The organism is Polaribacter sp. Hel_I_88, from assembly GCF_000687935.1.
Lineage (GTDB): Bacteria > Bacteroidota > Bacteroidia > Flavobacteriales > Flavobacteriaceae > Polaribacter.
The window spans coordinates 1424331-1448093 of sequence record NZ_JHZZ01000001.1 but is presented as its reverse complement, the minus strand read 5'-3'; the positions used below and the strand labels follow the sequence as shown (position 1 = coordinate 1448093).

Below are 23763 nucleotides of genomic sequence, written 5' to 3'. Positions count from 1 at the left end.
AAACTATTTATTTGTTTTCTATCATAATGTAACATTACTTTTGGTGAGTTGCTGTTAATTTTGTTCTATCTTAAAATATTTAAAATCTAAAAATAGGATATAAAGATTTACTTTCAAAAATTTAAAAGAGGTAGAAAGTCTTAAAAAAAAATTTAAGTCATAGAACCATAAATCAACTTAATCAAAGAAAAAAGAGCAACAAATGCTGTTAAAATACTTAATATAAGGTTGATATCTTTTGTGATTTTTCCAGTTCTTTTTTGAATCGTTTTTGCAAATTTTCCATATAAAAAGAGGATATAATAGGTTCCAATTACAGAACCTAAAATAAAAGAAATTACCGAGAAAATATCAAAACCAAAAAATTTAAAAGATTCTAATAACACTGCTATTCCACAGAAAAAAGGAATGGCAAACATGTTTAAAAGTGATAAGGTAATTCCTGTTAAAAAAGTATTTTGTTTTTTTGATGTGATACCTTCCACTTGAATTTTACTTTTTTTAGATTCTCTATAAAAATAGAATGATAATAGAAAGAAAATTACAATTCCTGCTTTCTCTAAAGATTCTAAAATTGTTGGGTTTTCAGTAATGTATTTTGTTAGAATTATAGCAATATAAACTTGTGGAATTACTACTAAACAAACCCCTAAGGCATAACTATTTGAGGCTTTTTCATCAATTTCTAAACTAACTTTTAAAGCAGTCATATTTAACATACTTGGAGTAATTGAGCCCACAAACGAAAAGAAAAATCCGAAGAAAAAAGTAAAAATAAATTCAAGACATATTATTGGATATACAAATATACAGCATTTGCAATTGCAACAAAACCAGTTAAACAGCCTAAAATAAAATCCATTTTTGTGGCAATATATGTTAACTTATCTTCAATTTTATTGGCAACAATTGCATACAAAGAATACAATGTAAAAGAACCCAAAGTTGAACCAATAGAGAAGAAAAATCCATTTAAATAGGAATATTCAAAATACTCTAATCCTATTAAAAAGGAAATTGATGTAAAATAAAAAGGAATAGCAATTGTGTTTAAAGAAGACATTAAAACTCCATGAAAATAGGCCTTAGATTTAGGAATATCTACTTTTTCTTTTTTCTCTTTTGATGTAAAATACAATCTAAAAAAATTGATTGATAACAATAGTAAAATACCAGTTCCTATTTTTTGAATTAAGGTAATATATTCTGAATTTTCCATTAAAATATTCGATAAATACGCACCAATATTTGCCTGAAAAAATAAAACAGTTGCATAACCACCAATTAAATAAAGTGCTGGTTTTACACCATTTCTTAAACTAAATTTTACTACCGTTAAATTTAAAAAACTAGGGGTTATACTGCCTCCAGCAGCTATAAAAAAACCCAAAACTATAAAGAGAAAAATGTCCATATTTTTATATCAGCACAAAAAAACAAAAAAACGCATCAATACATTGATGCGTTTCCTATTTATACTAACGTAATTGCTTTTTTTAAATAACACCTTGAGCCAACATAGCATCTGCAACTTTTACAAAACCTGCAATATTTGCGCCAGTTATATAATCTATAGAACCATCTTCTTGTTCTCCATATTGTACGCAAGAATCATGAATATCTTCCATAATATCTTTTAATCTAGAATCTACTTCTTCTCTAGACCAAGAAATTCTTAATGAGTTTTGAGACATTTCTAAACCAGAAGTTGCAACTCCACCAGCGTTACTTGCTTTTCCTGGAGCAAATAGTATTTTTGCCTTTGTAAAAGCATGCACTGCATCTGGAGTTGAAGGCATATTTGCACCCTCAGAAACACACATACAACCATTATCGATTAACATTTTAGCTTCCTTGCCATTTAACTCATTTTGAGTTGCACAAGGCAAAGCAATGTCGCATTTTACAGACCAAGGTCTTTCTCCCTCAACATATTTTGCATTCGGATATTTATCTACATATTCGCTAATTCGTCCTCTTTTTTCATTTTTGATATACATTACGTGTTTTAACTTTTCTGTATCAATTCCATCTTCATCAAAAATATAACCTCCAGAATCTGATAATGTTAAAATAGTTGCGCCTAATTCAATCGCTTTTTCAGCTGCATATTGGGCTACATTTCCTGCACCAGAAATAACAACTTTTTTTCCTTTAAAGGAATCATTTTTTCGCTTTAGCATATTGTCTGCAAAATAAACATTTCCATAACCTGTTGCTTCTGGCCTAATTAAAGAACCACCCCAAGATTGCCCTTTACCAGTTAAAACCCCAGTAAATTCGTTACAAAGCTGCTTATATTTACCAAACATAAAACCAATTTCTCTAGCTCCTACACCAATATCTCCAGCTGGCACATCAGTATTTGAACCAATATGTCTAAACAATTCGCTCATAAAAGCATGACAAAAACGCATAATTTCATTATCTGATTTTCCTTTTGGATCAAAATCAGAACCTCCTTTTCCACCACCCATTGGCAAAGTTGTTAAAGAGTTTTTGAATACTTGTTCAAAAGCCAAAAACTTTAAAATACTTGCATTTACTGTTGGGTGAAAACGCAAACCACCTTTATATGGACCAATTGCAGAGTTCATTTGTATTCTATACCCTCTATTTACTTGTATTTCTCCATCATCATCTACCCAACTAACTCTAAAAGAAATTAATCTTTCTGGTTCTACCATTCTTAGAAGAATGTTTTTACCATTATAAATATCATTTTTTGCGATGTAAGGAATTACAGTTTCTGCAACTTCTTGAACAGCTTGTAAAAATTCTGGTTCATGGTTATTTCTAGTTTTAACCATTTTCATGAACTCTTTAATTTTTGATTCCATAATTTAAAGTATGTTTTTTTACGAATTATATAAAAGATAATGCTGTAAATATAATAATTTTCAATGCTATAAAATTAAGTATCTTATTATTATTACATCAATTTAAAATAAAATTTATTTTGTTTGATAAAAAATGATAAGATTGCTTCGTTTTAAGAACCAAGACTAAATTAAAACTTTCTAACATTTAATTTCAAATTTTCGATTGTATCAAATTTTTGCCACGAATTCACTAATTTTAAAAATCCTTTGGATTTTTATGTTGGTAAACAAAAATATTTTACAATAATTAAAGTTCGTGAATTGATGACTTAGTTTTTCATCATAATTTATTGCGAAATAATTGATGAAAAATTGTACAAATAGAATAATATCGATGTTTCCAAAAAATTATTAATATAAATATGAAGTTTGATATTTTAGTTTGATGCAAAAAAAAAGCATCAACTAAATGATGCTTTTTCTTCTTTAAATATGTTGCTTAGTTTAAATAACACCTAAGTCTAACATAGAATCTGCTACTTTAATAAAACCTGCAATATTTGCTCCTTTAGCATAATTTATATAACCATCTTCTTCAGTTCCGTATTTTAAACACGCTGTATGAATAGAGTGCATAATTTGAACTAATTTATCATCTACTTCTTCTTTAGTCCAATTCATTTTCATTGCATTTTGAGTCATTTCTAACCCAGAAGTTGCAACACCACCAGCATTTACAGCTTTACCTGGTCCATATAAAATTTTAGCTTTATGAAAAATATGAACTGCCTCTGCAGTACAACCCATATTAGAAACTTCAGCTATATATTGTACACCATTTGCAACTAATTTAGCTGCATCATCTCCATTTAATTCATTTTGAGTAGCACAAGGCATTGCAATATCACATTTTACGCTCCAAGGTTTTTCATTTGGGTAAAATGTAGCTTCAGGAAATTCGTCTGCATAAGGAGAAACGATATCGTTATTAGAAGCTCTTAAATATAATAAGTAATTTATTTTATCAGCATCCAACCCTTTTTCGTCATGAATATAACCATCAGGTCCAGAAATAGTAACTACTTTTCCACCTAATTCTGTAATTTTTAAAGCCACACCCCAGGTTACATTTCCAAAACCAGAAAGTGCAATTGTTTTTCCTACAAACGTATCATTCTTAGTTTCAAGCATTTCTTTGGTAAAGTAAACGCCACCAAAACCTGTTGCTTCTGGTCTTATTAAACTTCCTCCCCAGTTTAAACCTTTTCCAGTAAAAACACCTGTATGTTGTTGTTGTAACTTTTTGTACATTCCATACATAAAACCAATTTCTCTTCCACCAGTTCCAATATCTCCAGCAGGTACATCTGTACTTGGACCAATCATTCTCCACAACTCTAACATAAATGCTTGGCAAAAACGCATAATTTCAGTGTCGGATTTTCCTTTAGGATTAAAATCAGAACCTCCTTTTCCACCACCCATTGGTAATGTTGTTAATGCATTTTTAAAGATTTGCTCAAATCCTAAAAACTTTAAAATACTTAAATTTACACTTGGGTGTAAGCGAATTCCTCCTTTATAAGGGCCAATTGCATTATTAAATTGAATTCTATGTCCTAAATTTACTTGTACCTGACCTGCATCATCAATCCAAGAAATTCTAAAGGTTAAAATTCGATCTGGTTCTACTAAACGCTCTATAATTTTAGCAGCTTCGTATTGTGGATTTTCATTATATATTGTCTCAATAGACTCTAAAACTTCTTTTACAGCTTGTAAATATTCTATTTCTCCAGGATGTTTAGTTTCTAGATTTGTTAAAATTTCTTTTACATTCATACTACTATTTTTAATAACTATTTATTGAATAAATTTGACATCAAAAATACATTTTAATATTGATAATATTTCACTATATATTTTGAGTTTTTTAACATTTAACAATTATTTATCCGTTTTTTAAGGATGTGCAAATTTTACTACCTATTTAAGTTGATTTTTTACAATATCTATCTCTACATAAATCCTTCTGGTGGTAATTCTTCTATAGATTCTTCTATAGTAGAAATCGTGTTTTCTAATAATACACCTTCTTTAAAAATTGCAGCTTTATTATTTTCACCATCAATAACTACAGTAAGTTCCTTTTTAAAAGAAATGTGTCTTAGATATTTATCTTCAAAAACAGCTTCTTGTTTGTTTAAATAATCAACATCAAAAAAACCATCTTCTATAAATGGATTAATGGTTAAATAACCCACTTTAAAAGACGTTAAATTTTGAAAAAAATGAGTTCCTTGACTAGGATCTATTCTAAAATTATTTAAACCCGATTCTACAATAATTTTTGCAGCAGAAATTTGCGACCAAAGTACAGGAATCCCTAACCAAGAATCGCTAGATCCCCATCTTCCTGGCCCCACTAAAATATAAGGTTTATCTTTTGCAACAAATTTTTTGTTAATGGCTTCCACAGCATTGGCAATATCTCTTGTATTGGCAGCTTTAAAGGTTTCTGGTTTTACATACACTACATCATAAATGTTTTCATATTTTCCATTTCCTAAAGCAGATTCCGAGTAAATTATGGTTTCAGAAACATCCAAATCTTTTGGTAGTTTGCTTACTGTTTCCATACTTTCTATAATAGGCCTTATTTGCAAAAAGCTAAATTCTTTTGGTTTTCCTGGTGGTACATCTAATTTTACAGCAAATTCTATTTCTATTGGGTTTCTCATTTCTCTTTGCCCAATTCGTAACAATTCTTGCAAAATTTCTGGTAAAGGAAATGTGTTATACTTCAAAATATTATCAAAAGTAATTACACGAACTCCATCATGCATTACTCCTGGCCTAATTGTATTGTTTTGTAAATCGTAAGTAGATGCAACAAATTTTAAAGAACCATGGTCTTCTGCTTGCCTTACAGATACTTTCTTTTTATTGATAGCTTCACTTGTAGAAATTTTATAACTTTCAGGATTTAAATCTAAACCATAAAAGTGTTGTTGTGTATCTCTTTGAGTAGAGCCTGGAGATGATAGTTGTAATATTTTCTTTGGATAATAAGGTGAGAAACGCAAGGTTTGGCCTCCACCAACAATAATTTCTCCCAAACCTAAAGCAATGTTGGCAATTCCTTCATTTGCTTTTTCATCGCCAATAGGATAAAAATTAATAGATCGTGCAACTCCAGAAACATTTGGATAATACACATCTTTGTATTGTTTTCCAGTAACTTCTTGTAAAATTACAGCCATTTTATCTTCTTCTATAGTGTGTGCTATCGCTTTTAAATATAATTTACTATTTTGAAAAAAAGCAGATGCAATAACCGATTTTATGGCATTAGAAACCATTTCAACTTTTTTATCAATATGAGAATCTGGAACCATATAGGTTGCAAAAACTCCTGCAAAGGGTTGGTAATTAGAATCTTCTAACAAACTAGAGGAGCGAACAGCAATAGGACATTGGGTTGTTTTTAAAAATGCTCTGACATCTTCTAAAGCCCATTCAGGTAAATCTTTCGAAATAAATTCATGTAAAATTTCATCATCATCTGTGCTTTCTGCAGCAAATTTAATTAGTTTATGGGTTTCTATAAATTGATCAAAAACATCGGTACTTATTACCACTGTTCTTGGTATGGTTATGCTTACGTTTTCATATTTATTATATAAATTATTTCGTTTTAAAAAAGAATCTATAAAGGCCAAACCTCTTGCTTTACCTCCTAAAGCACCTTCGCCAATTCTTGCATAACCAACAAAACCATCGTATCTATCTTTGTTAAATTTTACAATAACACCTCTAGATCTGTAAACTCTGTAAGCTTTAATAGAATTATTTAAAAACTCTCTTATTTGATCATTATTTTCAAATTCGTCATATTCTATGACGCTTAATAAGTTTGCAAGCGGAAAAAGCGCTCTAGATTTTAACCATTTAGAAAATTCGCTTCTTGTGGCATGATACATTAAGCAATCTTCTGTAACGTGTTTTATGGCATTTTGAAATTCGCTTAAATCTTTAGCTGTTGCCAAAACCTTCATTTGTGTAGGATCCCAAAATTCAAAATCGCCAAAAGCAAAATATTTTATAATATAATTTTTTATATCAACCCCTAAGGTTTCTGAATGTTTGTATAAAAACTTCCCTTTTAATTCTAAAGCTCGTTTTTCATTATCAGCATTAGAAGATTGTATTAAAAAAGGGAAATATCGTTTGTAGTTTCTTACATAATTTAACAATAAAAAACCAGCATCTTTGTTTCTAACTCCATCTTTATAATAGTTAACATCAGAAATTACACCCAATAAATTATCTTTATAGGTATCGAATAAACTAATTCCTTCTTCAAAAGTTGTGGCCAATAAAATTTTTGGTCTTCCTCGCATTAAAAGCATTTTTCGATGCTCATTTAATCCTTCAGACATAAACTCCTGCGTTTGTTTCAAAAGCACTTTATAAATTAGTGGAATATATCTGGAATAAAATTTTAGCGAATCTTCTACTAACAAAATAGCTTTTACACCAATGGTATTAATATCAACTTCGGCATTCATTCTGTCTTCCGTTAATTTAATAATCGCCAAAAATATATCTGCATTTCCATTCCAATGAAAAACAAAATCAATACTATCTGTGTTTTCTTTCTGGAGTTTACTTCTTAATTGAGAAGAATGGTGACTTAAAGCAGCTATTGGCACATTAGGAAAGGCTTCTTTAATGTTTTTTGATGCTTCAAAAGCTTTATAATTACCAATATCTAACCATGTAATTACAATGTCAATTTGATGGTTTTCCATCATTTTTATGGCTCTTTTAGCAGAATTTGCATGGATAAAATTCGGTGGATGTCTTAGATTTAAAGAAGTATATTCATTAAAAATTCGTTCTTCAATTCTACCATCTTCCTCAAGCATGTAGTAATCGTAATTAGAGCAAACAATTAATACCTTATTAATTCTGTTTTGCATTAATTTATCGAAAGTTACCTCTTTAAATGCGTAGGTTTTTAAATTAGGTAAGATAGTTTTCTTCATTTTTATTCCTCTTTTATAACTCACAAGGTATTAATTTTCTTGTGTATATTTTTCATAAAATTACGTATTCAATTGATAAATATAGATTTCACAAAAATAAAAAATTGTAAATTTGCCAACTAATTTATAAGGAGATGTTAGATAAAGTAAAAGAACTTATTGGAGACGTGAATGCTTTTAAAGCAACCACGAAAGAAGAAGTTGAAACTTTTAGAATTAAATATTTAGGAAGCAAAGGATTGTTAAAAGATTTATTTGCTGAGTTTAAAAATGTAGATGCTGAATTGCGTAAAGATTTTGGGCAAGCTTTAAACAAGTTAAAAACTTCTGCTGAAACAAAAGTAGCAGCCTTAAACGAATCTTTAGAAAATGCTGTTGAAGAAAAAGGTATTTATGGCGATTTAACGCGTCCTCAAGAACCTATTGAATTAGGTTCTAGACATCCAATATCATTAGTAAGAAACCAAATTATTGAAGTTTTTAATAGAATTGGTTTTACAGTATCTGAAGGACCAGAAATTGAAGATGATTGGCACAATTTTACTGCACTAAACTTGCCTGAATATCACCCAGCAAGAGACATGCAAGACACGTTTTTTATCGAACAAAATCCTGATATTTTGTTGCGTACACACACCTCTTCTGTGCAAGTACGTTATATGGAAAACAACAAACCACCTATAAGAACAATTTCTCCTGGTCGTGTTTTTAGAAACGAAGATATTTCTGCAAGAGCACACTGTATTTTTCATCAAGTAGAAGGTTTGTATATAGATACTGATGTTTCTTTTGCCGATTTAAAACAAACACTTTTATACTTTACGAAAGAGATGTTTGGGAAATCCAAGATTCGTTTAAGACCTTCTTATTTCCCATTTACAGAGCCAAGTGCAGAAGTAGATATTTACTGGGGATTAGAAACTGAAACCGATTATAGAATTACAAAAGGTACAGGTTGGTTAGAAATTATGGGTTGTGGAATGGTAGATCCAAATGTGTTGAAAAACGCAAACATAGATCCTACAAAATACTCTGGTTACGCTTTTGGAATGGGTATAGAACGTATTGCAATGTTGTTATATCAAATTCCTGATATAAGAATGTTTTACGAAAATGATAAACGCTTTTTAGAACAATTTAAATCAGTTATATAATGAATTATTTTTCACAATATTGGGATGAGAATAGAGATGATGAATATGCAGATTGGGGTTTCTCTACTTGGTATTTTGAAACGAATGATGCTGATGAAGTTTTAAAACAAATTACAGTTTATAAAAACGGAAAAGTCACTAAATACGATGAAAACAATCAAGAAGATGAGTTTGGTGGCCTATGTGAAGGCACTTTAACGATTGATGATTGTGATGGAGATGCAATTTCTAAAGAGGAATTTTATAAAATTTGGAATTAAATCGATTCTAAAATAAATTTAGTTTAAGTGAAAAAAGACATCCAAATTCCAGAAGTTACCAATGTAGAAATGGCAGTGGTTTACGAATACAACGATTTGTATAAAACAGATGATTGGAATGTGTACATCATCAACAATAAAAAGGTGGATTTAGAAATGGTTGTAATTGTTACACAAGGTTTTTCTGATACTAAAATAACTTCTTTATTTCGTAAAAAAATTGATGTTTTACCTGCAAACTCTTTCGCGAAAATAGAATTAATTCAACCTGAATTGTTCAAATTAAACAATCGTTTTCAAGTTACTTTTTTTGAAGGAAATACACTATTTGAAAAAACATTTCTCTTTAAAGAAAACACCATCAAAGAAGGTTCTTTACGAATGATTGATGCAATTAAAAAACGTGGGATTTTAGCATCAACTTAAACGCAAAGTTCGCGAAGAAAAGGTTTCGTTTTTATTTTTTAAGAACAGTTTTGTCATTTCGACGATAGGAGAAATCTCATAAACTTGCTTAGTTTTATGTTTAGTACTTTATGTGATTTCTCAATCTCTTAAAGAAGCTAATTTCTAAAAAACACTCATGCTTTGCATTCATGTAATGCAGCTCAACGATTCAGTAAGCTTACTTTACAACTAGGAATGCAGCTCAACGATTCAGGAGCCTTCCTTTAGGGCTGGGAACACAAGCTCAACGATTCAGCAACCTTACTTTATGCTTGGGATTACAGCTCAACGATTCAGTAAGCTTACTTTACGCTTGGGATTACAGCTCAACGATTCAGTAAGCTTACTTTACGCTATTGTAACGCAACTCAAGCAAAATGTAACCTTACTTTATGCAATTGTAATACAGCTCAACGATTCAGCAACCTTACTTTACGCTATTGTAACGCAACTCAAGCAAAATGTAACCTTACTTTACACAATTGTAACGCAACTCAACGAAACTGTAAGAGCATCACCCAAAAAACCCAATAATCAAATACAAAATAACAGTAATTACACCACCAAATAAAGCATAAGGCAATTGTGTTTTAACATGATCTATATGATCGCTGGCTGAAGCCATAGAAGAAATTATAGATGTATCTGAAATTGGCGAACAATGATCTCCGAAAATTCCTCCTCCTAAAGTTGCAGCCACCACAATTGTAATATCTGCTCCATGAATATTTGCCATTGGCACTGCAATTGCCAACATAATCGCAAAAGTTCCCCAAGAAGTTCCTGTAGAAAACGCAATAAAAGAACTGATGATAAAAACGACTGCTGGTAATAATTCTGGCGAAAGCCAATCTTTAGTAGCGTTTGCAACGTAAATTCCTGTTTCTAATTCCTTACAAGCATCACCAATTGCAAAGGCTAACAACATCAATAAAGCCAAAGGCATTAACTCACTAATTCCTTTTAACGTTAAATCGATGGCTTCTTTTGGCTTCATAATTCCTTGAATAAAATACATAATCATTGCTACCAAAATTGCTGTAATTACTGCATATAAAACCGATGATGAACCTGAACCTTCTCCAATTGCTTGCGAAACGTGATCTAAAAACGAAGTGGATTCTTTTACAGCATTCCAACCTGTGTAAACTAAGTTGATTGGCATCATAAAAACCATCGTTAATAATGGCACAATCATATTATAAGCCTTGGCTTCAATGCCTTCTTTTGGCGGAAAAGAAGTAATTTCATCAGAAACCATGGGCTTTGAACCTTCGTTCATTAATTCGCCTGTTTCTAAGGTTCTTTTTTCAGCTTTTTTCATCAAACCAAAATCTTTTTTTGATAAGATGATGATGAACAAAATCAAGATGGCTAATAATGGATAAAAGTTATATTTGATAGAGGCAATCATCACAGAAAATGGTTTGTCAATTCCTTGTGTTAACAACAATCCCATAATAAAAGCGCCCCAAGCATTAAAAGGTATTAAGATAGATGATGGTGCAGAACTTGAGTCTGCAATGTAAGCAAGTTTTTCTCTTGGTATTTTTAGTTTATCGAAAATTGGTCTGTATAAAGTACCTACAGTTAAAGAAGAAATACTGGTTTCTACAAATAATAAAATTCCTGTTACAGTTGCCAAAATCTGAACCATTACTCTACTATATCCTGATTTTTTGGTTTCTAATGTTGTTAATTTTTTGTTGATAATATTGATAAAACCCTCAACTCCTCTAGAAAATTGAATAAATATTAGCAAAGCACCAACCAAAGCACTAAACATAATGGTTCTTGTATTTCCTTCAGATTGAAACACATTTACCATTCCTTCAATCATGGCCAAAGTTCCTGTTAATGGGTTCCAGCCTTCTATAATTAACCAAGAAAACCAAATACCAAATAACAAAGCTATATAAACTTGTTTGGTTCTTAGTGCTAAAATGATGGCAATAATTGGTGGTATTACTGATAGAAATCCGTATTCCATAAGAAAAAAATTGTTTTGCTAAAGAAGTTTAGTTAGTTTGATTTTTATTGATTAAAAAATCTATATCTTTCATTAATTTTGGTAAATGGTTAATAAGAATAGACCAAATATTTTCATCAGATATGTTATCATAAGAATGGATAACTTGATTTCTTAGTCCGATAATTGCTTTTGCATTTGTTATTTTATCAATAAAAGTTTCGTCTCTTTTTAAAATTCTATTTACAGCTTCTCCAATGATTTCTAAATCTCGTTCAACAGCTCTTTTTAGCATCGTATTTTTCTGATATTCAAGAAAATTTTTATCAACTTTTTCAAAATAGAGTTCAATTTCTTGCATAGCTAATTTTATATCATACAGCCACTTTAGAATTCTTTCATCCATAGATTAACTCTTTATTTTTGTTGATAGAATTAATGAGAATTGGGTTTTTTAATGTTTGTTCTTCAACCAAATCAACTTCTCTTTTAAAAATGTTTTTTAGTGCTTCTTTTAAAGTGATATAATTATCAAAATATTTTTCAAGATCTATTTTTCTGAATTTCACTAAAAAATCAATATCACTATTTTTTGAAAAAGCTTTTGTGGTAGCAGAACCAAATAAATATAGTTTTTCAACACTGTGATTTTCACAAAGCGATTTGATAAGTGCTTTATTTTTTTTTGTTAGTACCATAAATCAAATTTAAGGTTTTTAATTAAAGTTCCTAATATTGTCTAAAAGTAATCATTTATCAACAAAATAAAATGATATTTTGTAAATTGTAATCCTTAAAAACATATATTTCAATGTCAAAATTCTACACAAAAATTACCTCAAAATTGCATAAATTTATCGATGCTCAAAAAATATTTTTTGTAGCAACTGCACCAAATTCGGGTAGAATAAATTTATCGCCAAAAGGCATGGATTCTTTTAGGGTTCTTTCTGAAAACCGAGTTTTATGGCTTAATGTTACAGGAAGTGGTAATGAAACTGCTGCTCATCTCTTAGAAAATGAACGCATAACCATCATGTTTTGTTCTTTTGAAAAAGCGCCAAACATTTTACGTTTGTATGGAAAAGGGAAAGAAATAAAAGAAGGTGATGCTTCTTGGAACGAACTAATTCAACTATTTCCAGAAACGCCAGGAACGCGTCAAATTTTTGATATTACTATTGATTCTGCTCAAACTTCTTGTGGCATGTCTATTCCCTATTTTGAATTTAAAGGCGAAAGAAACGATTTAAATAATTGGGCTGCAGAACAAGGTAAAGAAGGTATCAAAAAATATTGGACTGATAAAAATCAACAAAGTATTGATGGTTTACCAACACATATTTTAGAATAATATAAAAATTATCTAACCTAAAATTGGCGCTAAATTTGTTGGTTGATACAGTAACCAGCCTGTTAAACTATACCTGTCTTTAAAAGATTTTAAAACTGCATGTGGTACTTTATCACTCTTAAATAACACACAACGTTTTGCAATTGGGTCTACTAATTGTAGTTCTCTATTTTTATCCAAAATTTCTAATTGACCACCATCTCCTGGCTGCCAATTTTCATTAAGATAAATAATCATGGAAATCATTCTGTTATTTCTACCATCAAATTGATCTAAATGTCTTGCATAAAAACCACCTGATGGATAGTGTGCTAGATGGAATTCATCACCAGATAAACTTAAATAACAGTATCTATTTAACGTACTTTTTGTTTCGGCTAATAAATCCCAGAAATCATTTAATTCAGTATCTCGATCTTTATTTAACCAATAGGTTTTGTCTCCACGAATGGACTTTTTTATAATATTCTGATCAAGAGCACCAATACCTGCTTGATCAAAATCATCAATTTTTTTAAGAAGGAAGTTTTTAATTTCTTTATAAAGATTATTGTCTATAAAATCATCAATAACTACGTAATCTTGAGCAGCCAGTTCGTCCATCCAAGAAAACCATTTGTCTATATTGTGAATCGTTTTCAATAAAATATTTAAAAATTAATAAAGATGAACTAATTTAAAAGTTACAGTAAATTTACGCTTGATCAACGTTCTTAATTGCAGCAGTAAAGCTATCTAAATCGCTATTATTTAGCACTAAATTAATTGCTTCTTTGCAAATTTTCTCTGTTCTTTCTGATTTAAAGTTTAAACGAACAGCTATTTTTTGCATTAATTTAACTTCTACTAATTTTGCTTCACCATTAGCCAAAACCATTTTAGATAAACGATATAAACGTTCTATTCTATCATCATAACTAATAGGTGAGTTTGTTGGAAATTTTTCTGGTTGTTCAAAAATAATCTTAAATTCCTCAACTGTAATATTTAACTTCTTTCCTACTTTAGCCAATAAAGCTCTTTCATCATCGCTAATAATACCATCTGCCTTTGCAATTTTTACAACATTTGCAAAATGTCCGATTTCTTGTTTATGTTTTCCACTAGAATATAAGTCTGAAAATGCCATTGTTTATTTTTTTTGCAAAAATATGTGTAAATAAAATTAAAACCTCTTTTTTATACAAAAAATTTTAAAAAACGAAATTGAATCTTTTGCTTTTTCGTAATTTGCTAAATATTACTTTTAGTAGCATAATTCACAAAATTGAATTTTACCATGAACAAATTTTCATACTTCAACAGACAAAAAATAACCACAGATTTACAAACTACCGAATTTGATTTACTAATTATTGGTGGTGGAATTACTGGTGCAGGAATCGCTTTAGATGCTGCTTCTAGAGGTATGAAAGTTGCTTTAATTGAAAAGAATGATTTTGCCTCTGGCACGTCAAGCAAATCCACAAAATTAATTCATGGAGGTTTACGCTATTTAAAACAATTCGATTTTTGGCTGGTAAAAGAAGTAGGTACAGAAAGAGCCATTGTACACAAATTAGCTCCTCATTTGGTAATTCCAGAAAAAATGATTTTACCTTTAATTGATGGAGGAACTTATGGTTCTTGGTTAACCTCAATTGGCTTAAAAGTATACGATATTTTAGCATCTGTAGAAGGTGAAGACAAACGTAAAATGTTGGATAAAAAGGAAGCCTTAGAACAAGAACCTTTGTTGCCAGAAACTATTTTAAATGGCGCTGGTTATTACGCTGAATATAGAACAGATGATGCTCGTTTAACAATTGAAGTTTTAAAAACAGCTTTAAACTATGATGCAAAAATTCTTAATTATACTGAAGCTACAGAATTTATATATAAAGATGATAGAGTTGTCGGTGCCAAAGTAAAAGACACTATTTCTAGTGATAAGTTTGCCATAAAAGCTAAGTATGTTGTGAGTGCTGCTGGCCCATGGGTAGACGAATTACGCCAAATAAACCACTCCAAAATTGGGAAACGTTTACACTTAACAAAAGGAGTCCATTTAGTAGTTGCTCACGAAAAACTGCCTGTAAAACAATCTGTTTATTTTGATGTGCCAGATGGACGAATGATGTTTGCAATTCCTCGTGGACGTGTTACTTATTTTGGAACAACAGATACCAATTATCAAAAAGATAAAGATAATGTAAACACCAATTTAGTAGATGCAACCTATTTAATATCAGCAGTTAATAATATGTTTACAGACATAAATATTTCTTTAGATGATGTGCAAAGTTCTTGGGCTGGTTTGCGTCCTTTAATTCATGAAGAAGGAAAATCGGCAAGTGAATTATCTAGAAAAGATGAGATTTTTGTTTCTGATACAGAACTGATTTCTATTGCTGGTGGAAAATTAACGGGCTACAGAAAAATGGCAGAACGAATCGTAGATTTGGTTGGTAAAAAATATGAACGCAGATTTGACAAAGAATTTGATGAAATAAAAACAAAAGATATTGTACTTTCTGGTGGAACATTTAAAAACTCCTCTGAAGTAAAAAGTTATACAGATGCTATTCAGAATAGAATTGCAGAAGTTGATTTTGATAGAAAAGATGCTGAATATTTAGTGCATAATTATGGAAAACAAACAGACATTATTTTGCAAAAATTCGATGATTTGATGCACGATAATATGCAAGAAAAAATGATGATTGCAGAAGTTTGGTTTACAATTCATCATGAAATGGCTTGCACTCCAACAGACTTTTTTATGCGAAGAACAGGTCGTTTATTCTTTGATGTAGAAAGTATAAATACTTATAAAGAACTTGTATTTCGTGAATTCCAAACCTATTTTTCTTGGGATGACAAAACTGCTAAGAAACATCAGAAAGAATTAGAAGAACACCTAAAAACAGCCACCACTTTTAAGTAAGATTACTTTGGCTCAAAAAACAGTTAACTACTGCATATCAGTATATTAATATCAATATTAAAAAGTATAAAAATTAACAATTTTTAAAACGAAAATTTAAATTGATTTGTAATATCAATTAAAAAATAATGTACATTTGAACTGCTTAATTTATTAATTTTTGGCTTATGCACAAATTGTAATTCAACTTCAGTAAAAAAGGTTCTTTTTGGGAAAAAGAAACTTCAATAGAATTATAATAACAATCTAAAAATAATAAATTATGAAAACAATATATAGTGCAGCTTTAGTGCTGTTAATTGCCATTTCTTTTTCGGCTAAAAAAGTAACATTTCAAGAAAATAAATTAGTCGCTACTTTTAAAGGAATTACAGACGACGATTTATATAAATTTGTAGATGATAAAAATAAAGAACATTTATTTTACGATACAGATGACGAAATTGAAATAGATTTATATGATGATGCTTTTATCGGTAAGAAATTTACACTTACTTGGAAAAATGAAGAAATAGAGGAATTAGATGAAGAAGGAGAAGAAACAGGTAAAAATATTACTGTTAAAATAATTACTTCTTTAAAAAAATCATAACAAACCAAAAACCCGTTTATTTAAAAAGTAAACGGGTTTTTTTAAACACGTTCTCTTAAAAGAGATTTATATGTTTTTCTCAACTTTGTTGGGTGTACACCAAACTTATATTGTAAAAAAACATAGCCATTAATTAAATTAACTTTTACCCAAGAATTTTCTTTGTATTTTCTGGCACTTACAATGGCTTTAGACTGTATAATTTTAAAAGGAATTTTCTGCTTTCTTACTTTGTCTATCATTTCAAAATCTTCCATAATACAAAATTCTTCGTTAAAACCTTTAAGCTTTGCAAACGTTTCTTTTTTAAAAAATTGGCATTGGTCTCCACCTCCAGCAAATAAACCATCTTTTGTAGTAAACTTGCTGTTAAAATTTAAAAGTGCAGATTTTTTATCAAACTTATAAGCAAAAAAACCAGCTTTATTTCCTTGTTTATTAGCTACTATTATTTGTTGATAAAAATCTTGTGGTAGAATTACATCTGCATGTAAAAATAAAAATATGTCTCCTTTTGCTTTTGATGCTCCAAAATTCATTTGAGCTGCTCTTCCTTTTTTATTGGCTATAAAATGAGTAACTTTACTATAATGTTCACAAATCAAATTGCTATCATCTGTAGACTCTGGTGAATTAGAAATAATTATTTCTATAGGAAATTTGTTAGCTTGTTCAGATAAAAACGACAACCTCTTAGATAGGTTTTCTTGCTCATTATAAACAGGAATAATAATACTTAACATCATACTTAAACTTACGAAATATTATATGAAACAGTTTTTAATAGGAATTCTTTTTTTATCTGCATTTCAAATCAATGCACAAAATAAGGTAAATTATAGTGAAGTTGCTCAAGATTTGCTTCAAAATATTATGAATAAAAAATCTTATGATAAAGAAGTCGCTATTTTAGCAGAGAGTTCTTTAGAAGATTTGGTAGTAGAATTAGATACAGATACTAAAAAACTAGCTTTTTGGTTGAATGTTTACAACGCATTTATTCAAATTTCTTTAACTGAAAATCCTAAAGAATATGAAGATAGAGGAAGTTTCTTTAAAAAAGAACGTGTAAAAATTGCTGGTGAAACTTTGTCTTTTGATGATATTGAACACGATATTATGCGTAAATCTCGCATTAAATGGAGTTGGGGTTATTTAAGAAAATATTTTAGACCAAAATGGGAACGTAAATTACGTATTGATGGTGATTTGGAATGGCGAATTCATTTTGCATTAAATTGTGGTGCAAAAAGTTGTCCTCCAGTTGCACTATTTTCTGCAGAAAATTTAGATAAAGAACTAGATTTTATGGCAACCGAATATTTAAACGAACAAACCACGTATAATGCTGAAACAAAAACGGCAACATCTGTAGCATTATTTTCTTGGTTTAGAGCAGATTTTGGCGGACTTTGTGGCGTAAGAGAAATTTTAGCTGAATATAAAATTACACCAGAAAAACCAAAAGATCTAGAGTTTAAAAATTATGATTGGACACTACTATTAGGCAATTTTAGAACGATTCCTAAAAAATAATATTTTATACTCAAAAAAAGTATATTTTCGCTCAAAAACCAAAACAATGAAATATTATTTTAGTCTCCTTTTGTTAATTATAACTTTTTCTGAATCTTTTTCTCAAGAAAAAAATGATTTTATTGGTTTCTCACAAAGTGATTTTTACTTAAGTGGCCAAATAAATTATGCGAAAACAACTTCTGAAAACTTTTCTCAATCTGCATTTAATTTTCAACCTACAGTGGGTTATTTTTTAGACAATTCCAATGCTTTAGAATTAGGTTTAATTGTTGGTTTAAATGAAGCTGGAGATTCTGAAACTAATTCTTTTGGGGTTCAAACAAGTTTAATTCATTTTTTTAATACTGAAAATAAGTTTTCATTTACTTTAGGGGTTGGTTTAGCTTATGTTTCTACTAAATTTGATAATGGATTTCAAGGAGATTATACATCTAACTTATTTCAAGGAGCTGTATTTCCTGGAGTAAATTATTTTGTTTCAGATAATTTTTCGTTGATTGCAAATTTAGGAGTACTATCATATGTTACAGAAAAGGGAGATTTTCAAGGAGCAGAAGCTGTAAATTCTTTTAATATAAACTTAAATTTGTCAAACATAAATTTCGGAGTTTTATATAAGTTTTAAACTCCCTCTTTTTCATTTTCTTCAATATCTGCTGTAAGGTCTAAATTTCGAATTGTTGGGCTTACAACAGCTGTTGTAACCACAGTAATTAATGTCATAGTTCCACCAAAAACAACAGCTGCAACTGGCCCTAAAATTTTTGCTGCTAAACCACTTTCAAAAGCACCTAATTCGTTTGATGAACCCACAAACATAGAGTTTACTGAAGATACTCTACCTCTCATATCATCTGGCGTTTTTATCTGCAAAATTGTTTGACGAATTACCATCGAAATTCCGTCTGCTGCTCCACTTATAAACAACGCTAATAAACTTACCCAAAAAAGAGATGATAATCCAAAAGCGATAATACTCAACCCAAAAATAAAAACAGATATCAGCATTTTTCTACCTGTATTTTGGTTGATAGGAATGTACGTTGTTAACAACATGGTTACAATACTTCCCATAGAAATTGATGCGTTTAACAATCCAAAACCTTCTGGGCCAACTTTTAAAATATCTTGCGCAAATACCGATAAAATTGCCACTGTTCCACCAAAAAGAACAGCAATCATGTCTAAGGTTAATGTTCCTAAAATTGCTTTGTTTTGAAACACAAATTTTACACCAGCTTTTAAACTTTCTGTAACTGGTTCGCCTATTTTTGAATTTAAAATTGGTTTTTTCTTAATTTGAAATAACGTAATAAAGGAAAGTGTTACCAAAATAAAAACAATAGAAAGTGTAGTATCAACACCAAGCCAACCAATAAAAAAACCACCAAAAAGTGCTCCAGAAACAGAAGCAGTTTTCCAAGTACTGGTGCTCCAAGTTGCAGCATTATGATATATTTTTTTAGGAACTAACAATGCCACTAAAGAAAAAATTGTTGGACCAAAAAAGGATCGTAAAAATCCACCGAAAAAAACCAAACCGTAAATAGCGTATAAAACCGAATTTGTTGACCAACTGTTGATAACTGTGTCTGTTGTTAAGAAAAACAACCCTAAACTTATCAAAGAAAAAGCACCTGTACATAAGGCTAATAAATTTCTTTTTTCTCTTTGATCTACAATATGCCCAGCAAATAATGCCATGGAGAATGCTGGAATAATTTCCATCAACCCAATAATACCTAAAGAAAGTGGATCTTTTGTAATGGAATATACTTGCCATTCAATCACAATAAATTGCATGGACCAGCCAAAAACTAGTAAAAAACGTACGAATAAAAAAATATTGAATTCCTTTATTCTTAGTGCTGCATAAGGATCTTGTTTTGGCATTAATTAACTCAATTTCATGTCCATTAAAATGGCAAATGTTTGGTTGATATCTTGCTCTTTTACAACAATGGTCATTTCATTTGTGGTCGAAATAATTTCTTGAAGAGAAATATCTGCCCAAGCTAATTGCTTTAAAATAAAGTAATAAATACCTGATTGTTCTAAATTTTCTTTTGGTAATTTTATGGTGATAGAAGCCAAATCTAACATATTATGTGTTAGTGTTTCGTTTTCGAAAATCTCTTCTACAAAAGGTCTTAAATTTTTACTGGTAACAATGTTTGTTTCAAAAATTCCTTGAGAAACCGTTAAAAAATAATCTTGACTTTCAGATGATTTATTTAAGATTTTGGCAACTTCTTTTAATAACGACGTTGTATTTTTAAACGTAAAATCACACAAATCAGAACGTACAATTACATTTCCTAAATCTAACGCTAAACGTTTTATGTTTTTTCTGATGCGCAATTCGCTCGCTGGCGAAAGTCTGTTAATAGCCATCATTACAGCACCAACTTTTACATCTTTCTTTAAACTAGCAGAAACTTCTGGTAAAATAATTCGAGCTAAAGAAGAAACGTTAATCAGTTTTTCATGCAAAGCTTCTTCTATAAAAGGTGTTTTTCTAATGGTACTTTCTACAACTTCTTGTATGGTTTTCATTGATAAAGTTTAAAAATAGTTTTGAATGTTCAAAAATAAACAATTTATATTCATCAACTAACTTTTAAAAAAATAACAGTTAAAAAAATTTACACGGAGATTCGCAAAAAAAAACTAGTTAAGAAATTACTTATATTTCCCCTCTTTAAGACTTAATTTAATATTTTAAAACTTTGCTATTCATATTTCATCCCTTTGATTTTTTTTTTAAGTACTTAAAATCTTTTTTATACGATTTGAAAACAAATAATTCGCATATTTAAAATTCTCTTATTCATACTCTTTTAACTTTTTACATTTGACAAACGTATCAAATTTTTGCCACGAATTCACAAATTAAAATACAACAAATCTTATCTATTATATTAACACAAATTTTAAAATCCTTTGGATTTTTATACCAATAAAATAAAAATATTTGACAATAATTAAAATTCGTGAATTCATTACTTTGATTTTTATTTTAAATTTAATGCGAAGTAATTAATGCGAAATTTTATTATTTATAAAACTAAACCAGTATTGAGTTCAAGTCTATAGGTTTGGTTTGCAGACTAAAAGTCTGCTTCGTGAAATGCGAAAGCTCAGCTAATTTATTTGAGTGAAATTCGTGAATTCGTGGCTGAAATTTTTAGAAACCAAAGCGAAATGCACCAAAGTACATAGTTTTAAATAAAGTTTGAGACCCATAAAGTCTAATCTAATTTGTTCGTCAATTTTTTAAATTCTTTTTTTGGATCTTTATCATCATATAAAACATTGTAAACAGCATCAATAATTGGAGTTTTTGCTCCTTTTTCTTCTTTAATTTTATAAGCACTTTTGGTAGCATAATAGCCTTCTGCAATCATACTCATTTCATGTTGTGCAGATTTTACAGTGTACCCTTTTCCAATCATATTACCAAACATTCTGTTTCTACTAAATGTGGAATATCCTGTTACCAGTAAATCGCCCAAATATGCAGAATCGTTAATGTTTCGTTTCATTTTATGTACTTTTTTAATGAAACGTTTCATTTCGCGAATTGCATTACTCATTAAAACCGATTGAAAATTATCTCCATAACCCAAACCATGAGCAATACCAGCAGCAACAGCATAAATATTCTTTAAAACTGCTGCATATTCTGTTCCAATAATATCATCTGTGGTTTTTATATTGATGTACCAACTTTGCAAAGCTTCTGCCATTTTTTTGGCAATAGCTTCATCTTGACAAGCAATTGTTAAGTACGATAAACGCTCCATAGCAACCTCTTCTGCATGACAAGGTCCTGTGATTACTCCAATATTATCTAATGAAATGTTGTATTTTTGATTAAAATGTTCACCAACAATTAAACCTGTTTCTGGCACAATTCCTTTAATTGCAGAAAAAATGGTTTTATTTTTTAATGATTCCTTTAATTTTGATAATTCGCTTGTTAAAAAAGCAGATGGAATTGCAAATATTAACACATCGTAAGTAGCAACCATGTAATTTATATCACTTGATAAATCTAAACGATTTGCTTCTAATTCTGCAGATCGTAAATATTTTGGATTGTGATCATTCTCTTTAATATGCTCGATAGTTTGCTCATTTCGCATATACCAACCTACAGTTTCTAAATTCTCAATTAGCATTTTAACAATCGCAGTTGCCCAACTTCCACCTCCAAAAACGGCAATTTTTTGATGTTTATCCATGTTCTCTTATTTTGACCTCAAAAATAAGAAAACTATTATCTTTTGATGAAAAGTTCCCTGATTTATTATATTTGTTGGAAATCAACCTGAACTATGAAAATAACCGTTATTCTTATTTTAGCTTTTTTAATAGTACTGATTTCCTGTAAAAAGAAAGTCGAAAAAAAAGAGGATGTACCAGCAAAAACCGAGCAAAAAGTTTCTACAAAATCTGAAAATGTATCTATTTTAGAAAAAGAATTTGTTATTGATGGGTTAAATGATATTTCTCATAAAGTTTGGTTGTATTTGCCACCAAATTATGATTCTTCAGAAGAAAAATATCCTGTAATTTATATGCACGATGCTCAAAATTTATTTGATGATGCAACCTCTTTTGTGGGTGAATGGGATGTTGATGGCACTTTAAATGCACTTTACGAAAAAACAGGAAAAGGTTTTATTGTTGTGGGTGTAGAAAATGGTGGTGAAAAAAGAATTGAAGAATACACACCTTATAAAAACGAAAAATATGGTGGTGGAAAAGGCGCTATTTATATCGATTTTTTGGCAAATGAATTAAAACCTTACATTGATAAAAACTATAGAACAGAAACAAATTCAGAAAATACAGCCATTATTGGAAGTTCTTTAGGTGGATTAATTTCTTTTTACGGAGGTTTAAAATATCCAACTGTTTTTGGTAAAATTGGAGCATTATCAACCTCTTTTTGGTTTTCTTCTGATAAAATAAATGATTTTGCCACAAAAAATGGCAATCAACAAAACTCAAAAATTTACTTTTTAGTGGGTGGAAAAGAGGGCGATTCTATGATTCCTGATACTGAAAACATGGCAAAGTTATTAACAGATTTAGGGTTTCCAAAAGATCATATAAAAACTAAAATTGTTGAAGAAGGCAAACATACAGAGTCTTTTTGGGAAGTAGAATTTTTAGAAGTAATTGAATTTTTATATAACATAAAATAATGAACGTACAAATCATTAACAAATCAAAACATGCAACTCCTACTTACGAAACTGAAGGAGCTGCAGGAATGGATTTAAGAGCAAATATTGAAAAAAGCATCACTTTAAAACCTTTGGAAAGAACCATTGTAAAAACGGGTTTATTTATAGCTTTGCCTATTGGTTTTGAAGCACAAGTAAGACCAAGAAGTGGTTTGGCTGCCAAAAACGGAATTACTGTTTTAAATGCTCCTGGAACTGTTGATGCAGATTATCGTGGAGAAATTGGTGTAATTTTAGTCAATTTATCAAATGATACTTTTGTGATAAATGATGGTGAAAGAATTGCACAGTTAATTATTGCAAAGCATGAACGTGTAAGTTGGGAAGAAGTTACTGTTTTAAATAAAACTGAACGTGGTTCAGGTGGTTTTGGAAGTACAGGAGTTTAAGT

General features: G+C 29.8%; 24 protein-coding genes. 10 read left to right on the top strand and 14 right to left on the bottom strand.

Annotated features, from left to right (window positions below):
- Positions 1–152 precede the first annotated feature (152 nt).
- The 5 genes from P161_RS0106460 to P161_RS0106440 form a co-directional block, all read right to left on the bottom strand.
- A complete protein-coding gene (locus P161_RS0106460; RefSeq protein ID WP_302846536.1) occupies positions 153–740 on the bottom strand; it encodes a LysE family transporter in 588 nt (195 codons plus the stop codon).
- Between the two features lie 50 nt (positions 741–790).
- Positions 791–1414, bottom strand: coding sequence for a LysE family transporter (locus P161_RS0106455; protein WP_026776212.1), 624 nt, complete (start codon positions 1412–1414; stop codon positions 791–793).
- 82 nt (positions 1415–1496) lie between these two features.
- Positions 1497–2840 (bottom strand): NADP-specific glutamate dehydrogenase, encoded by a 1344-nt coding sequence (gdhA, locus tag P161_RS0106450; protein ID WP_026776211.1) that lies wholly within the window; start codon positions 2838–2840, stop codon positions 1497–1499.
- A gap of 486 nt (positions 2841–3326) precedes the next feature.
- Entirely contained in the window at positions 3327–4664 is a 1338-nt protein-coding gene (gene gdhA, locus P161_RS0106445) for an NADP-specific glutamate dehydrogenase (protein ID WP_026776210.1), read from the bottom strand.
- Positions 4665–4840: 176 nt separating this feature from the next.
- On the bottom strand, positions 4841–7873 hold the full coding sequence (locus P161_RS0106440) for a PEP/pyruvate-binding domain-containing protein (protein ID WP_026776209.1): 3033 nt from the start codon (positions 7871–7873) through the stop codon (positions 4841–4843).
- Between the two features lie 134 nt (positions 7874–8007).
- On the opposite strand from P161_RS0106440, the gene pheS reads away from it, so the two are divergent.
- From pheS to P161_RS0106425, 3 genes are read left to right on the top strand one after another with little or no spacing between them, the layout of a single operon-like run.
- Complete coding sequence (gene pheS / locus P161_RS0106435; RefSeq protein ID WP_026776208.1) at positions 8008–9027, top strand: phenylalanine--tRNA ligase subunit alpha; 1020 nt, start codon at positions 8008–8010, stop codon at positions 9025–9027.
- Positions 9027–9287 carry a hypothetical protein gene (locus tag P161_RS0106430; RefSeq protein WP_026776207.1) on the top strand — a complete coding sequence of 87 codons (261 nt, stop codon included), beginning with the start codon at positions 9027–9029 and terminating at the stop codon, positions 9285–9287. The genes pheS and P161_RS0106430 overlap by 1 nt, the downstream gene beginning before the upstream one ends.
- A gap of 27 nt (positions 9288–9314) precedes the next feature.
- The gene (locus tag P161_RS0106425; RefSeq protein WP_026776206.1) at positions 9315–9713 is read left to right on the top strand and encodes a hypothetical protein; all 399 of its coding nucleotides are present in this window, start codon (positions 9315–9317) and stop codon (positions 9711–9713) included.
- Positions 9714–10248: 535 nt separating this feature from the next.
- Here P161_RS0106425 and P161_RS0106420 read toward each other — a convergent pair.
- Genes P161_RS0106420 through P161_RS0106410 form a run of 3 tightly spaced genes read right to left on the bottom strand, consistent with a single transcriptional unit; the run spans position 10249 to position 12401 of the window.
- Positions 10249–11724 (bottom strand): Na+/H+ antiporter NhaC family protein, encoded by a 1476-nt coding sequence (locus P161_RS0106420; RefSeq protein WP_026776205.1) that lies wholly within the window; start codon positions 11722–11724, stop codon positions 10249–10251.
- A gap of 28 nt (positions 11725–11752) precedes the next feature.
- The gene (locus P161_RS0106415) at positions 11753–12109 is read right to left on the bottom strand and encodes a DUF86 domain-containing protein (RefSeq protein WP_026776204.1); all 357 of its coding nucleotides are present in this window, start codon (positions 12107–12109) and stop codon (positions 11753–11755) included.
- Positions 12102–12401, bottom strand: a complete 300-nt coding sequence (locus tag P161_RS0106410; protein WP_026776203.1) for a nucleotidyltransferase family protein — start codon at positions 12399–12401, stop codon at positions 12102–12104. Before P161_RS0106410 ends, P161_RS0106415 begins: the two co-directional genes overlap by 8 nt.
- Positions 12402–12514: 113 nt before the next feature.
- On the opposite strand from P161_RS0106410, the gene P161_RS0106405 reads away from it, so the two are divergent.
- Positions 12515–13057 carry a pyridoxamine 5'-phosphate oxidase family protein gene (locus P161_RS0106405; protein WP_026776202.1) on the top strand — a complete coding sequence of 181 codons (543 nt, stop codon included), beginning with the start codon at positions 12515–12517 and terminating at the stop codon, positions 13055–13057.
- A gap of 12 nt (positions 13058–13069) precedes the next feature.
- Here the strand turns inward: P161_RS0106405 and P161_RS0106400 are convergent, their stop codons facing one another.
- Both P161_RS0106400 and P161_RS0106395 read right to left on the bottom strand, forming a co-directional pair.
- Complete coding sequence (locus P161_RS0106400) at positions 13070–13699, bottom strand: 2OG-Fe(II) oxygenase (RefSeq protein WP_026776201.1); 630 nt, start codon at positions 13697–13699, stop codon at positions 13070–13072.
- Positions 13700–13751: 52 nt separating this feature from the next.
- Positions 13752–14186, bottom strand: coding sequence for a hypothetical protein (locus tag P161_RS0106395; protein WP_026776200.1), 435 nt, complete (start codon positions 14184–14186; stop codon positions 13752–13754).
- A 150-nt stretch (positions 14187–14336) separates the two neighbouring features.
- On the opposite strand from P161_RS0106395, the gene P161_RS0106390 reads away from it, so the two are divergent.
- Together P161_RS0106390 and P161_RS0106385 are read left to right on the top strand one after the other, a co-directional pair.
- A complete protein-coding gene (locus P161_RS0106390; RefSeq protein ID WP_026776199.1) occupies positions 14337–15983 on the top strand; it encodes a glycerol-3-phosphate dehydrogenase/oxidase in 1647 nt (548 codons plus the stop codon).
- Between the two features lie 262 nt (positions 15984–16245).
- Entirely contained in the window at positions 16246–16575 is a 330-nt protein-coding gene (locus P161_RS0106385) for a hypothetical protein (protein ID WP_026776198.1), read from the top strand.
- A gap of 41 nt (positions 16576–16616) precedes the next feature.
- On the opposite strand, the gene P161_RS0106380 is transcribed toward P161_RS0106385, so the two are convergent.
- Positions 16617–17321: a TIGR04283 family arsenosugar biosynthesis glycosyltransferase gene (locus tag P161_RS0106380; RefSeq protein ID WP_026776197.1), complete on the bottom strand. Its 705-nt coding sequence runs from the start codon at positions 17319–17321 to the stop codon at positions 16617–16619.
- A gap of 22 nt (positions 17322–17343) precedes the next feature.
- Here P161_RS0106380 and P161_RS0106375 point away from each other — a divergent pair, with 22 nt between their 5' ends.
- Both P161_RS0106375 and P161_RS19035 read left to right on the top strand, forming a co-directional pair.
- Positions 17344–18111 carry a DUF547 domain-containing protein gene (locus tag P161_RS0106375; protein WP_026776196.1) on the top strand — a complete coding sequence of 256 codons (768 nt, stop codon included), beginning with the start codon at positions 17344–17346 and terminating at the stop codon, positions 18109–18111.
- A 46-nt stretch (positions 18112–18157) separates the two neighbouring features.
- Positions 18158–18739 carry an outer membrane beta-barrel protein gene (locus P161_RS19035; RefSeq protein WP_026776195.1) on the top strand — a complete coding sequence of 194 codons (582 nt, stop codon included), beginning with the start codon at positions 18158–18160 and terminating at the stop codon, positions 18737–18739.
- On the opposite strand, the gene P161_RS0106365 is transcribed toward P161_RS19035, so the two are convergent.
- The 3 genes from P161_RS0106365 to P161_RS0106355 all read right to left on the bottom strand — a co-directional run bounded on the left by P161_RS0106365 (position 18736) and on the right by P161_RS0106355 (position 22361).
- A complete protein-coding gene (locus P161_RS0106365; RefSeq protein ID WP_026776194.1) occupies positions 18736–20007 on the bottom strand; it encodes an MFS transporter in 1272 nt (423 codons plus the stop codon). The genes P161_RS19035 and P161_RS0106365 overlap by 4 nt on opposite strands.
- Before the next feature lie 3 nt (positions 20008–20010).
- On the bottom strand, positions 20011–20670 hold the full coding sequence (locus P161_RS0106360; protein WP_026776193.1) for a hypothetical protein: 660 nt from the start codon (positions 20668–20670) through the stop codon (positions 20011–20013).
- 695 nt (positions 20671–21365) lie between these two features.
- Positions 21366–22361: an NAD(P)H-dependent glycerol-3-phosphate dehydrogenase gene (locus P161_RS0106355; RefSeq protein WP_026776192.1), complete on the bottom strand. Its 996-nt coding sequence runs from the start codon at positions 22359–22361 to the stop codon at positions 21366–21368.
- Between the two features lie 93 nt (positions 22362–22454).
- On the opposite strand from P161_RS0106355, the gene P161_RS0106350 reads away from it, so the two are divergent.
- A complete protein-coding gene (locus tag P161_RS0106350) occupies positions 22455–23330 on the top strand; it encodes an alpha/beta hydrolase (protein WP_026776191.1) in 876 nt (291 codons plus the stop codon).
- The gene (gene dut, locus P161_RS0106345; RefSeq protein ID WP_026776190.1) at positions 23330–23761 is read left to right on the top strand and encodes a dUTP diphosphatase; all 432 of its coding nucleotides are present in this window, start codon (positions 23330–23332) and stop codon (positions 23759–23761) included. Before P161_RS0106350 ends, dut begins: the two co-directional genes overlap by 1 nt.
- The last annotated feature ends 2 nt before the right edge of the window (positions 23762–23763 follow it).

Coding starts and splice junctions, on each gene's coding strand:
- P161_RS0106455 (WP_026776212.1), bottom strand. CDS start 1,414: ATGGACATTTTTCTCTTTATAGTTTTGGGTTTTTTTATAGCTGCTGGA.
- gdhA (WP_026776211.1), bottom strand. CDS start 2,840: ATGGAATCAAAAATTAAAGAGTTCATGAAAATGGTTAAAACTAGAAAT.
- gdhA (WP_026776210.1), bottom strand. CDS start 4,664: ATGAATGTAAAAGAAATTTTAACAAATCTAGAAACTAAACATCCTGGA.
- P161_RS0106440 (WP_026776209.1), bottom strand. CDS start 7,873: ATGAAGAAAACTATCTTACCTAATTTAAAAACCTACGCATTTAAAGAG.
- pheS (WP_026776208.1), top strand. CDS start 8,008: ATGTTAGATAAAGTAAAAGAACTTATTGGAGACGTGAATGCTTTTAAA.
- P161_RS0106430 (WP_026776207.1), top strand. CDS start 9,027: ATGAATTATTTTTCACAATATTGGGATGAGAATAGAGATGATGAATAT.
- P161_RS0106420 (WP_026776205.1), bottom strand. CDS start 11,724: ATGGAATACGGATTTCTATCAGTAATACCACCAATTATTGCCATCATT.
- P161_RS0106415 (WP_026776204.1), bottom strand. CDS start 12,109: ATGGATGAAAGAATTCTAAAGTGGCTGTATGATATAAAATTAGCTATG.
- P161_RS0106410 (WP_026776203.1), bottom strand. CDS start 12,401: ATGGTACTAACAAAAAAAAATAAAGCACTTATCAAATCGCTTTGTGAA.
- P161_RS0106405 (WP_026776202.1), top strand. CDS start 12,515: ATGTCAAAATTCTACACAAAAATTACCTCAAAATTGCATAAATTTATC.
- P161_RS0106395 (WP_026776200.1), bottom strand. CDS start 14,186: ATGGCATTTTCAGACTTATATTCTAGTGGAAAACATAAACAAGAAATC.
- P161_RS0106390 (WP_026776199.1), top strand. CDS start 14,337: ATGAACAAATTTTCATACTTCAACAGACAAAAAATAACCACAGATTTA.
- P161_RS0106385 (WP_026776198.1), top strand. CDS start 16,246: ATGAAAACAATATATAGTGCAGCTTTAGTGCTGTTAATTGCCATTTCT.
- P161_RS0106380 (WP_026776197.1), bottom strand. CDS start 17,321: ATGATGTTAAGTATTATTATTCCTGTTTATAATGAGCAAGAAAACCTA.
- P161_RS0106375 (WP_026776196.1), top strand. CDS start 17,344: ATGAAACAGTTTTTAATAGGAATTCTTTTTTTATCTGCATTTCAAATC.
- P161_RS19035 (WP_026776195.1), top strand. CDS start 18,158: ATGAAATATTATTTTAGTCTCCTTTTGTTAATTATAACTTTTTCTGAA.
- P161_RS0106365 (WP_026776194.1), bottom strand. CDS start 20,007: ATGCCAAAACAAGATCCTTATGCAGCACTAAGAATAAAGGAATTCAAT.
- P161_RS0106360 (WP_026776193.1), bottom strand. CDS start 20,670: ATGAAAACCATACAAGAAGTTGTAGAAAGTACCATTAGAAAAACACCT.
- P161_RS0106355 (WP_026776192.1), bottom strand. CDS start 22,361: ATGGATAAACATCAAAAAATTGCCGTTTTTGGAGGTGGAAGTTGGGCA.
- P161_RS0106350 (WP_026776191.1), top strand. CDS start 22,455: ATGAAAATAACCGTTATTCTTATTTTAGCTTTTTTAATAGTACTGATT.
- dut (WP_026776190.1), top strand. CDS start 23,330: ATGAACGTACAAATCATTAACAAATCAAAACATGCAACTCCTACTTAC.